This is a genomic window from Haoranjiania flava (genome assembly GCF_025631005.1).
In the GTDB taxonomy this organism is placed as follows: domain Bacteria; phylum Bacteroidota; class Bacteroidia; order Chitinophagales; family Chitinophagaceae; genus Haoranjiania; species Haoranjiania flava.
The window spans coordinates 70,804-83,037 of sequence record NZ_JAOTPL010000003.1; the positions used below are offsets into that span (position 1 = coordinate 70,804).

12 protein-coding genes are annotated in these 12,234 nt (G+C 40.0%); 9 read left to right on the forward strand and 3 right to left on the reverse strand.

What is annotated here, in order from left to right:
• Nucleotides 1-68: 68 nt before the first annotated feature.
• Both OD355_RS03225 and OD355_RS03230 read right to left on the reverse strand, forming a co-directional pair.
• Nucleotides 69-581, reverse strand: coding sequence for a hypothetical protein (locus OD355_RS03225; protein WP_263037010.1), 513 nt, complete (start codon nt 579-581; stop codon nt 69-71).
• A gap of 170 nt (nt 582-751) precedes the next feature.
• Entirely contained in the window at nt 752-1,738 is a 987-nt protein-coding gene (locus tag OD355_RS03230; RefSeq protein ID WP_263037011.1) for a hypothetical protein, read from the reverse strand.
• Nucleotides 1,739-1,779: 41 nt separating this feature from the next.
• Here OD355_RS03230 and OD355_RS03235 point away from each other — a divergent pair, with 41 nt between their 5' ends.
• The 7 genes from OD355_RS03235 to OD355_RS03265 all read left to right on the forward strand — a co-directional run bounded on the left by OD355_RS03235 (nt 1,780) and on the right by OD355_RS03265 (nt 8,308).
• Nucleotides 1,780-2,508 (forward strand): ribonuclease H-like domain-containing protein, encoded by a 729-nt coding sequence (locus OD355_RS03235; RefSeq protein ID WP_263037012.1) that lies wholly within the window; start codon nt 1,780-1,782, stop codon nt 2,506-2,508.
• 93 nt (nt 2,509-2,601) lie between these two features.
• Complete coding sequence (gene thiL, locus OD355_RS03240; protein WP_263037013.1) at nt 2,602-3,633, forward strand: thiamine-phosphate kinase; 1,032 nt, start codon at nt 2,602-2,604, stop codon at nt 3,631-3,633.
• 85 nt (nt 3,634-3,718) lie between these two features.
• Nucleotides 3,719-5,026, forward strand: coding sequence for a CNNM domain-containing protein (locus OD355_RS03245; protein WP_263037014.1), 1,308 nt, complete (start codon nt 3,719-3,721; stop codon nt 5,024-5,026).
• Between the two features lie 67 nt (nt 5,027-5,093).
• Entirely contained in the window at nt 5,094-5,684 is a 591-nt protein-coding gene (locus OD355_RS03250) for a DUF3109 family protein (RefSeq protein WP_263037015.1), read from the forward strand.
• Between the two features lie 159 nt (nt 5,685-5,843).
• A complete protein-coding gene (gene lpxA, locus OD355_RS03255; RefSeq protein WP_263037016.1) occupies nt 5,844-6,641 on the forward strand; it encodes an acyl-ACP--UDP-N-acetylglucosamine O-acyltransferase in 798 nt (265 codons plus the stop codon).
• 25 nt (nt 6,642-6,666) lie between these two features.
• Nucleotides 6,667-7,293, forward strand: a complete 627-nt coding sequence (locus OD355_RS03260; protein ID WP_263037017.1) for an ABC transporter ATP-binding protein — start codon at nt 6,667-6,669, stop codon at nt 7,291-7,293.
• 532 nt (nt 7,294-7,825) lie between these two features.
• Nucleotides 7,826-8,308: a DUF4920 domain-containing protein gene (locus OD355_RS03265; protein WP_263037018.1), complete on the forward strand. Its 483-nt coding sequence runs from the start codon at nt 7,826-7,828 to the stop codon at nt 8,306-8,308.
• Nucleotides 8,309-8,584: 276 nt separating this feature from the next.
• On the opposite strand, the gene OD355_RS03270 is transcribed toward OD355_RS03265, so the two are convergent.
• On the reverse strand, nt 8,585-9,733 hold the full coding sequence (locus tag OD355_RS03270) for a carboxypeptidase-like regulatory domain-containing protein (protein ID WP_263037019.1): 1,149 nt from the start codon (nt 9,731-9,733) through the stop codon (nt 8,585-8,587).
• A 760-nt stretch (nt 9,734-10,493) separates the two neighbouring features.
• Between OD355_RS03270 and OD355_RS03275 the strand changes: the two genes are divergently transcribed.
• Both OD355_RS03275 and OD355_RS03280 read left to right on the forward strand, forming a co-directional pair.
• A complete protein-coding gene (locus OD355_RS03275; protein WP_263037020.1) occupies nt 10,494-11,030 on the forward strand; it encodes an RNA polymerase sigma factor in 537 nt (178 codons plus the stop codon).
• An 8-nt stretch (nt 11,031-11,038) separates the two neighbouring features.
• Nucleotides 11,039-12,142 (forward strand): FecR family protein, encoded by a 1,104-nt coding sequence (locus OD355_RS03280; RefSeq protein WP_263037021.1) that lies wholly within the window; start codon nt 11,039-11,041, stop codon nt 12,140-12,142.
• Nucleotides 12,143-12,234: the final 92 nt, after the last annotated feature.

A 12,234-nucleotide genomic window follows, 5' to 3' on the forward strand; every position in this document is an offset into this window, starting at 1 on the left:
GAGGCTGTCCAAAACGGGCAGCCTATCTTTTGTTCAGGAAAATTAATCTGGTTGTAGTTTTTAGATACTTATCTCACAATCGTAAATTTTACATCAGCAGTCACAGACTGTGTAGGATTTACTTTATTCCACACTTTTATCTGCGTTGTATAATGTTTTATCTCGGGTTGAAATATGCCTACATTGATGATCAGGCGAAGCACCTGTGCATCATCAACCGTTACGGGCCCCTGGCTTGAAAAAATATCAGGCTCTTCCCAAAGTACGGTACCTTTGTCGGATACAAAGTTCTGCGAAGCGCCCAGGGAAATGATCCCGTCAGGCCCTACCCAGCCGCGGATGTACAGCCTGAGTTCTGCGTTTTCATCTACCTTAATGGCGTTGTCCCTGCCAACCAATGAGCCATCCTGGTGTATAAGAAATGCCTGGTACACATTCAGGCCGCCGGTAGCAGTAGTTTTTATCTGGTTGCGGATAATTTTCTCTGTCCTGTTTGCCGTGCGGTTTTGGGGATTCCTGTCAGTGCAAGAACAGAACGCCAATAGAAATAGTGTGCAAAATATAATCTGAATCTTTTTCATCCGTAAAATTTTAATTTTTTATGGTTACTGTAGATGTATTGATGTAATAAATATCATCATACTGCATTTGATTGTAAAGCCTCAATTTGTGTGCCGCGCAAAACATTGATCACGATGGCAGCTGCTCAATGGCTGTTAAAAGCGTATACGCAAATGGCGGCTACGGCTGATTAAAACAATCCTTTTCTCAGCGACACATTTCCATTGCCGATGCGGTAGCCGTTATGATAGATCTCTACGTGGTAAGTGCCGGCTTTATAACTATTCTGTTGCGACCAGTTGAAGCTTACGGGCAGGCTTTCCCCTGTAGTGTAGTTTACAGTAAGCTGCTTTGTAAATACTTTTTCGCCATTTTGCCTGGTTGTAAAAGTGCCGCTCCCCATAGCCGGCGACGATACGGCATTTCCGTCGGGGTCAGTTACAATCACATAAAGGGATTTTGGACCCGAAGAAGCTACCCTGTTTTCATCAATGGTAAAACTTACGCGTAAATAATCTGCCTTGCTGGCGCGGGATGTCTGCGATTCTTTACCGCTTCTTGCCACCGATATAGGACTGATCTGTATTTCAGATATATGTAAGGTGGATGCCTCGTCTTCAATCCTTGCTTTTTCGGTCCTGGTTGTGATGAGTGTATCTGCAATGGCTACTTTTTCCTGTGCCAGCGTATCATTGCGCAGGGTTAGCGACTGGTTGGCCGTGGCCAGTTGCACATTCTGTTTCCTCAGCACTTCTATCTGAGCTACCAGGTTGGTAACTTTTCCGCGCAGCTCTTCAATAAGGGCGCGGGCGCGGCTGAGATCCCCGTTTTTATTATTGATCTCACTTTGTATCTCATTTTTCAAACGGTCTATCTCTGCTTTCTGCTGGGCAAGTGTACCCTGAAGCTGGGTGTTTTGGCCGAGTGCAGCGTCTAATTCCTTTGAAGCGGCATCAAACTGCATTTGTACCGCGCTTCTCAGGGAGTCTGTGGTTTCTACCTGTGTTCTTAATTCGTTTTCACGCCGGTTGCTTTTTGTTTTATCGTAAAATAAATATCCCCATGTACCTATCAACGCCACAATCAGGATAATGTACCACATTTTGGTATTTCCTCCATTGCTTTCCGGCGTCTCAGGAACAGGATTGGCCGTAGTAGGATTAGATGAATATGCCATAATATTTAATTAACTTTAATACTCAAACCAAACACCGTTTTATGAACGAGCTATTATACAATATCTCCCAATATCTTTTTATAGATATTGAAACAATACCACAAAGTAAATGTTTCTCAGATATGAACGAAAAATGGAAAAGCTTATTCATTGAAAAAAATGCTAAAATTATTTCCGATGACGAAGATATAAATTTATTCTATAACGAGCGCGCCGGCATTCTTGCAGAGTTTGGCAAGATCATCTGTATCACGGTAGGATATATTTACCCGGGAGATGACGGTAAAATTATGCTCAAGATCAAAAATATTTCCGGCCACGATGAGAAGGAAATATTGCTTGATTTTATTGCTACCGTGCACAGGTTTGAAAAAAAATTCTTCGACTTTTATTTTGTAGGCCACAACATCAAAGAGTTTGATATACCCTACATCTGCCGCAGGATACTGGCAAACGGCCTCACGCTTCCGGCGTTCCTGCCTTCTTATGCTACCAGGCCGTGGGAAACAAAAACCATCGATACGCTGCACTGGTGGCGCTTTGGCGACTATAAAAGTTATATATCGCTTGACCTGCTGGCTAATGTGCTGGATGTGCCCACCTCAAAAACAGACATCAAAGGCAGCGATGTACGCAACGTGTACTACGAGCAAAACGACCTGGAAAGAATTGTATGCTATTGCGGCAGAGATGTAGCTGTGGTAGCCAACCTGGTGATGCGCTTTCACAATCTGCCGTTAATTGAAGAGGAAAATTTAGTGATTGTTTGATGAATGATGAATGGATAAATGGAGAATGTGATATGGTGAATGGTGATTCGCAATTTGTAATCTGTAATCTGCAATTTGTAATATCTTTGCCGGATGGAAAAACGCACGGAAATATCGGATTTGGGCGAATTCGGCCTTATTGACCACCTGACCAGAAACTTTGAAATATACAATGCATCTACCATCATTGGCGTGGGCGATGATGCTGCTGTGATAGACCATTTCGGCAAGCAAACCGTAGTCACCACCGACCTTTTGATAGAAGGCATTCATTTCGATCTTTCTTATACGCCGCTGAAACACCTGGGCTATAAATCTGTGATCGTAAACCTCAGCGATGTTTACGCTATGAACGCACAACCTACGCAGATCACAGTAAGCATCGGCATCAGCAACCGGTTTTCGGTGGAGGCGCTGGATGAATTTTACGAAGGCATTTATGCTGCCTGCAAAAAATATAAAGTAGACCTGGTGGGCGGCGATACCTCCTCTTCCGGTAAAGGTTTTATTATATCAGTTACTGCTCTGGGCGAGGTAGCCCCGGATAAGTTTGTACAGCGTTCTACTGCTCAGCAGGGAGACCTCATCTGCGTTTCAGGCGATGTGGGCGGCGCATTCCTGGGATTGACATTGCTGGAAAGAGAGAAGGCTATTTACATGCAGAGCCCAGGCGTACAGCCCGACCTGGAAGGCGAAGACTACATTGTAGGAAAATTGCTGATGCCGGAAGCCAGGAAAGATATCATAGCGTTTTTTGAAAAGAATAATATTACGCCTACTTCCATGCAGGATGTAAGCGACGGGCTCAGCAGTGAGATACTGCACATCACCAAAAAAAGCAACCTGGGCTGTATGATATTTGAAGAGAAGCTGCCCATTCATGAAAAATCAAGGATGGCAGCCTATAAATTTAATCTTGACCCTACAGCCTGTGCATTGAGCGGCGGCGAAGATTACGAACTGATCTTTACGCTGAAACAGGAAGATTATGAAAAGATCACACTCAATGAAGATATCGCTGTGATCGGCTATACCACAGCCCCGGAAGAAGGCACCAGGATAAAAACCAAAGGCGGCAACCTTTACGACATTACCGCTCAAGGCTGGAATGCATTTAAAGGATAGAAAATTATCCGTAAAAAAAATAAAAGTTTTATCTTCATCACTTGAATGCCGGATGCATTTTTAATCATTAATCATCAGTAAGCATATGAACCTATTGACCGTGATACTGCAACTGCCCAATCCACAGTCGTCTACTGTGCTGGCGATCATTTTGCTGGGTCTGGTGATACTTGCTTTTGTGTCTTCCGGTTCGCAGGTAGCATTTTTATCATTAGAACAAAAAGATATCAATCTCATAAAAACCAAGCCGCAGCCCGCATACAAGCGGGTGGTAGACCTGCTGGAAAAACCACAGGAGCTGCTTTTCTCCATGCAGGTGGCCAGTATATTTTTTTACCTGGGCATTGCGCTTACCTCAAACCTGCTGATAGACAGCCTGATTCCCGACCCGAGTATCGGGCATGGTGTAATGCTTGGCCTGAAGGTTATAACGCTTATCCTGGTGATCTTTCTTTTTTGTGAATGCCTGCCTAAAGCTTATGCTGCGCAGGAAAATATCCGTTTTTCAAAAGATTTCGGCATCATTACAGAGTTTATCTATTATATTTTTCACAGGGCTTCTGCCTGGATGCTTTTCTCTGCCGGAAAACTGGAAGCATCTATGTTTAAGCGAAACAACAACGCGCTCAGCAATATGGAAATAGATACCGTCATCAACAAGGTAAAAACCGATGAGGCATCAGAGGAAGAAAAGAAGATATTGAAAGGCGTATTAAACTTCAACAAAATTCCTGTAAAGCAGGTGATGCGTTCCAGGCTGGATGTGGTGGGGCTCGAGCATAGCCTTTCGTTTGCTGAAGTGATCAGAAAAGTGCAGCAGATACATTATACCAAATTGCCTGTCTATAAAAATAACCTGGATGAAACGGTTGGTGTCATTAATGTGCGCGACTTGCTGCTGCACCTCAAAGACAAAGACTTTGACTGGCATTCCGTGATTGAGCCTGCATACTACGTGCATGAATACAAGCTTATTGAAGAACTGCTGGAAGAGTTTGTAGACAAAAGCATAAGCCTGGCTATTGTAGTTGATGAATTTGGCGGAACCAGTGGAATGGTAACCTTAGACGATATACACGCTTCGGTAATTGGGGAAATAAAAACCGAATACGATCCGCATGAAAAAACCTATGAACGGCTAAACGACTATAACTATATCTTCAATGGCAAAGTGAAAATAAGCGATGCCTGTAAAGTAATGAGCCTGCCGTTAGATACTTTTGACCTGGTAAAGGGCGATAGTGACTCTGTTGCCGGCCTGGTGCTGGAAATTGCAGGTGAAATCCCGGCTGTGGGAGAAAAAATTGTTTCGGGCGATTTTGTTTTCACTGTGCTGGAAGTAAACAAAAACAGGCTTCAGAAAGTAAAAGTCAGCATTGAACTACAGGATTAGCCACTAAAAAATTATTTTCAACACTAAACCCTGACCGGCAAATCTGCTCTAAAGATAAAATTTAAACATGATCGTTATCGATAATCTGTTGATAAGCGACGAAATCGTAGAAAAACAATTTGTTTGTGACCTTGCCAGATGCAAAGGCGCCTGTTGTGAAGACGGCGATGCCGGCGCCCCGCTTGAAGATGATGAGCTCGTTGAACTCGAAAATAGTTATGCTGTAATTAAAGAGTACATGACGCCTGAAGGCATTGCACAGGTAGAACTTCAGGGCAAGTACGTGTATGATGAAAGCTTTGGTAATGTAACGCCCACCATTAATAATGCCATTTGCGCTTACGGCATCAGGGACAAGAATGGCATCATCAAATGTGCTATTGAAAAAGCTTATAATGACGGCAGGTTGGGATGGAAAAAACCTATCAGTTGCCATCTATTCCCGATAAAGACAGAAAAAAGCAGCGCTGACGAAAGTATTGAATACCTCAATTACGAACCACGCACAGACATCTGCAAGGCAGCATGCAACCTGGGCGCATCCCTTAAAGTGCCGGTGTTTGAATTTTTAAAAGAACCGCTGATCAGGAGATACGGCGAAGAATTTTTCTTCCAGTTAAAGGCAACTGCTGACCATATAGCTTTAAAAGAAAGGTAAGATTTGCTCTTATAGGCTTTTCCATTGCAGTGACCTAATGGACAAAAATTACTCTTGAATAAAATTTTAAAGGCAAGTGCCGGATTCGGGTAAATATATTTACTTTTGCACTTTGTAAATTATTAACGAAATTCCGTTAATATTGTTTGAATTGTTTTTATGATAAACCCGCATACGTATATAAATCCTAATGCCAAGATTGCCGAAAGTGTAAAGATAGATCCGTTTACAGTGATCCATGGCGATGTAGAGATAGGAGAAGGAACGCTTATTGGCAGTAATGTAACTATTATGGATGGAGCCAGGATCGGTAGAAACTGCCGCATCTTTCCAGGAGCAGTTATTTCTGCTGTTCCACAGGACCTGAAGTTCCAGGGAGAGAAAACAGTTGCCGAGATCGGCGATAATACTACTATCCGCGAATTTGTTACCATCAACAGGGGCACTGTAGACAGATGGAAAACCCATGTAGGCAGCAATTGCCTTATTATGGCCTACTCGCACATAGCCCACGATTGTTTTATAGGAGATCATTGCATCATGAGCAATAACTGCCAGATGGCTGGCCACGTTGTAATGGAAGAATGGGCAATTATTGCGGGTATGGCTGCCATACAACAGTTCACGCACATCGGTAAGCACGCTTACATTGCGGGCGGCAGCATGGTAAACAAAGATGTGCCTCCTTATGTAAAAGCAGTACGCAACCCTTTGAGCTACGGCGGTGTAAACAGTGTAGGCCTTAAACGCAGAGGCTACAGTACAGAAAGGATCAACGCCATCATGGATGTTTACCGCATTATTTTCAACCAGAAGCTAAACGTATCGCAGGCGCTGGAATACATTGAACGCGAAATAAAAGCCACCGACGAAAGAGATGAGATCGTAGGCTTTATCAGGAGAAGTGAGGTAGGCATTATCAAGCGTTCAGGCGATGCCGTACGAAACGGAGAATAATGTTCTCAAAATCTTTATTGATCTGATGCTTGAAATAACATTAGAAAATGCCGGCAAAAGATATAATCGCGACTGGATATTCAGAGGCATCAATCACACATTCTTCCCGGCGAAAGCCTGTGCCATCACCGGCAATAACGGTAGTGGTAAAAGCACGTTGCTGCAATGTATCAGCGGCGCTATAGAATTAAAAGAGGGTAAAGTTGCATTTACAAAATCCGGTGCAGCCATCAGCCCCGACAACTTTTACGCATACATAGCCATTGTAGCGCCTTACCTGGAGTTGGTAGAAGAAATGACTGCCCTGGAAATGCTACGGTTCCACGGCTCTTTTAAACCGTTCCTGGAAAATATTTCCATTACAAATATACTGGACGAAGTGCAGCTTTTGCCAGCCGCAGACAAACAGATACGCTACTATTCAAGTGGCATGAAGCAACGGCTGAAACTGGCGCAGGCTGTATTCTCGAATGTACCTGTATTGCTGCTGGATGAGCCATGTACCAACTTAGACCAGGAAGGATATGAGCTGTACCACTACCTCATCAATACTTATTGCAAACAGCGGACAGTGATTGTGTCGAGCAATGATAAAAATGAGTATAGCTTTTGTAAAGAGGTAATAGATATAAGAGCCTATAAAAATATTTAATCGATATGCCTGATTCAAAAAAAATTATCAATTGATTTACGTGCTAAAAATTATATTTGTGTATAAAATAAAAAGTTTCCAGTAAGTTTATACAATCCCGGCAGGTAAAACAAATAAATATTAATACATGAAATAACCATAAGCAAAGTTGCATACCAACTGTTGATGAATAAAGGCTATTCCATGTGACAACTGAAAAACAAATAAAAATATACACATGAAATAACCATAAAGATTAAGAATCTATACCAACCGGGAATGAGTATTAAATTTAAAAAGCTGGTTATTCCATGTGACAAACAGAAAAAATTAAATATATACACATGAAATAACCATAAGCAAAGGTGCATACCAACCGCGGATGAATAAAGGCTATTCCATGTGACCATTAAAAACAGCCGCAAAGCGGCGAACTAAATAAATACACATGAAATAACCATAAAGATTAGGCATCTATACCAACCGTGAATGAGTATGAATCTAAAAAGCTGGTTATTCCATGTGGCAAACAGAAAAAATTAATTATACACACATGAAACATACTATATTATCATCGCTATTTATTTTAGCATTATGCTTCAATGCAAATGCGCAGGAAACAAAAAATATCAATCCTGCTGTACAGGGAACTATTTATGGAAATAAATCAGCTAAAGCGCAAATGGTAACTGCCGCGCAATTCAATAAAACAGTAACGAATGATAAGCCTGTTGCTATGCAGGTTAAAGGAAGGGTAGTTAACGTATGCGAGAACAAAGGCTGTTGGATGAATGTTGACCTCGAAAATGGTGAACAGATTTTTGTAAAAATGAAGGATTATGGATTTTTTGTTCCCAAAGATATTCGCGGCAAAGAAGTATTGCTGACAGGAGAAGCCTATAAACAAATGATGAGCGTAAAAGAATTGAAACATTTTGCTGAAGATGCCAAGAAGCCGCAATCGGAAATAGATGCTATTACCCAACCTGAAATGCGGTCAAGGTTTACAGCAGCAAGTATTAAAGTATTAGACTGATGGTTATATATCTAATATCCACACCAAAAAATGCGAAGTCTGAACTGCTTCGCATTTTTTAATTGTAATGGTAAATAAATTATTTTTTTTCTCAAAGGATATGGTGCCGTCTTCCAGGGCGGTGATGTATTTACCTGCGGAGTCCTTAAAAAATTTTTAAACAGTACACGAAAATATTGTTCATTGTGGCGCATCAAAGTTCTTTTTAAAAAAGGAATTTTTTACCCTGTTTTCCGGTATAGGCACTAATTTTAAACGGAACAAATTATAAGAAAATTATTCTTTGTAATCCAGCGGCAACAATGTTGATACGGTTTCTGTTTTCGCCCAAATGCCCGACATCATTAGCTTATCCGGATCGCTGTAGCTTCCATTGGGGTAGATCGTAATGCGTGTATGGTCTCTAAGCTCAAGTCCGGAAATGCTGCTGCCGTATTGCCAAAGCTGTGGTTTTGTCTTCATTTCCAGGTCACTATAAGTTACGCGTTGATACTGAACTAAAATCCTTGATTTTAATTGAAGATAATTATTATGATTTTCTGTTTTCAGGATTTCAGAAACTGAGACACTGTCTCTTACAAGTTTGTAAGTAGAGTCAGGCTGGTTTTTAATGCTTTCATAAAAAGCCAAACTGTCTTTGGGAATTTTATTTTTAGAATTAGCCAGATGGTTGATATACCTGGCTTTTAGCGGGTTAAATATCTTTTCTTTCCGCGGCTGTTCATTCAATAAAATATATCCTTCTTCCTGCAAACGATGGTTGTACAGCAATCGTATAAACTGCATGATGGAACCGTTGTAGGCAATTGCCCTGTTTTGCTTGTGTCGTTTAATCGCCTTTTTGCTGCCTTTGCTGTCTTGAAAGTAAGGAAAGCCAATGTAACTGAGTTCTTGTGTTTCTGTATTGTAATTATAGTTTACAATATCAAAAACAATATCATAGCCCAATGCTTTATTGCTGATTTGTAATGGCTTTTTAGAACGGACGCGAAGTATTTTTGTTCTGTCGTTGTATTGTAATAAAAGGTCTTTCGGGTTAATGATTTTACATTGGTCTGCAAATTTCCCTGTACCAATAAATGTGCGTGTAAATATTTCTTTCCACTTTTTCCAGCTTTCCTGGCCGAAAGCATAAACCACTACATCTCTCAGATCTTTTTTATCGCGTAGTTTTATCTGGAAATTTTCCAAAGAATTGTTCAGGGCCAAATTTTTATAAAAAGTTTCATAGTCTAAAGAAGAAACAACCAATATAAGCTCTGTACCCTTTGCCATATTTTGCAACCTGAAACTGCCGTCGTTACTGGTTTTTGTAAAGATTGTTGTATTTGCAATAAACACATCAGCATTGATTACCGGCTCATTCATCTCATTATGTACAGTACCTGATATATTTATTTGTGCATTTGAAAAAGTGTATACCATACATAAGAGGTACAGTAAATAAAGCTTGGAGTTTTTTTGCATCCTCATACGATTTTTGGTGCTTAATTACATGCTATGGTAAAATTAAAGAAAAGAAATTTAAAATTAAAAAATTAGTTTAATTTTTGTTTACCCGGAAATGATAGAAAAAGTTCCCTGTTTGAGTGAATTGACAAACCCTTCGGACACAAATATTTTTGTGCTGCAATACATTATTAAATACATACCATCAACTATTATGCATCCTGCAAAGACATTATTCTACAGATTGTTGTTGCTGACAATAACGCTGACAGTATTTTTTCCTGCCTGTAAAAAAGAAGCTGATCCACAAAACAACTCCACTGATCCATTCTAGGCAACTGGAAATTAAAGTTGGTAATTGTAAACGGGCAACCGACAGATGTAAGCAATGCAGCACGTATTAAAAACAGCTGATCTCAACGTGCATGCGAAAGAGTTTACCATATACAACAGCATACCTAAGCATGACGGCTCTGTTTCTTGTTTTTATAAAGAGGCCTAAAGCAGGTTCCTGCTCCTTGTGCACATGCCGTATCGGTAGATATGTTCTTTGCTTTGCATCTTTGATCTATGCTTATAGCCTACACCGCGAAGCATATAGGCATTTAGAAAATATTCCGCAAAATATTTCAGCAAATATATTTTGCATAGTAATTACTCAAAATGAAATTTTGGTTATATTTATGATTGTTTTTACAATTATTTCAAAGTAACTTTCATTTTTAAAAGTTATGGTATGTGCATAATTACAGAATTGAAAGCTGGTGATGAGAAAGCACTGAAGTCTTTGTTTGATGAATATCAGCACGCGGTTTATTATTATGTTTTTGATAAAACTAAGTCTGTGTATTGCTCTAAGGAGGTGGTGCAGCTTTCTTTTATTAAACTTTGGAAGTACAGGCACAATCTAAAAGAGAATGTAGACATCTCGTATCAATTGTTCAGAATAGTCCGTACTACTATGATTGATGAGCTAAGGAAAATACAGTCAAACTATTGTATAGAAAATCTTTCTCATTCTCAGACCCAGACAGAAGAGTTGGAAGAAACAATATCTTACAATGATACCCGTAAGAAACTGGAGCGGTTAATAGGCTTAATGCCTCCATTGCGCCAACGCGTTTTCTACCTCAGCCGTATAAACAATTATAGCCATAAAGAGATTGCGCAGATGCTTTCAATATCTCCTAAAACAGTGGAGAACCACATCAGTCTTGCACTGAAGTTTATAAGGCCCTTTTTTACTTTAATTTTGCTTTTAAGTACAATATAGCTTGTGCGATGAATAAAGAATTGGTAGATAAATATCTTGAGGGGCAATGTAACAAACATGAAACTCACTACATACGCCAGTATTTCCAAGAGCATCCTTTGGAGTTGGAGCGTTATTTTACTGATGATGAATGGAGAGAACACCTCATGGAAAATACCAGCCGGGTTACTGAAGATATTTCCGGTAAAATGTACGCGGCAATCCATGGTTCTATATCCCGGAAGAAAAAAAAGATACACACGCTCGTAAAGTGGGCAGGAGCAGCTGCGGCAATAATTGTTCTATTTTTTGGCATCAAACTCTTTTATGCAGAAACAGCTTTACCCGAAATGCCTGTTGTTGTCAAATCCAAGGTGGTCTTAGCTACAAAGAGGCATATAAATATCACCAAGTCGCTGCAACGGATAAACCTGCCAGATGGAACTTTAGTTTTATTATCACCAGGCAGTGAAATAAAATACCATACAGAATACAATGTTGCTAAACGTGACATTTACCTGCAGGGTAAGGCAGAGTTTGATGTAGCTCGTGATAAAGAAAGGCCTTTTACTGTTTTTTGCGGAAAAATAGCTACCCGTGCATTAGGTACAAGATTTGAGGTTAACGGCTTCGTAAAAAATACAGCCGTTATTTTATTTGAAGGCAAAGTGGTTGTAAAAAACATTGAAAATGAAAAAGTACGCACCTTTCTGAAACCAGGCGACAGAACAGCTTTTAACACAGATAAGAATATCTTTGAAACCATATTGCGGCCTGAATATAAGATAGCTGCAAGTAAAGCAGTAGAGACTGAAATTACCCGCATCTCCGAGGGTACAGAAGACAGTAACGAAATAATACAGAAGAACAGGATTGTAAAACATACAGAATTGAATGTTAAAGCAGGACCTGCCTACCTTAAATTTCAGAATGAAAAACTCAAGACGGTTATCAATGAGCTGTCGAAATTGTATAATGTAGAAATCAATTATCCCACTGACATATCTTGCATAAATATCTATATGTCTGTTGATTCCAAGCAACCCATTGAAAAAATCCTCAAAAATATTACATCCCTTAACGGCCTGGAAATCAGCAAAGTTGACAGCAATAAATATATCATAAAAAAATAATTAGCAGGCACTTAGGGGATATACATACTCACAAACGTTGTATAGCATATTTACATAATTTTAAGTTAATAGATATGCTAAAAAGCTATATA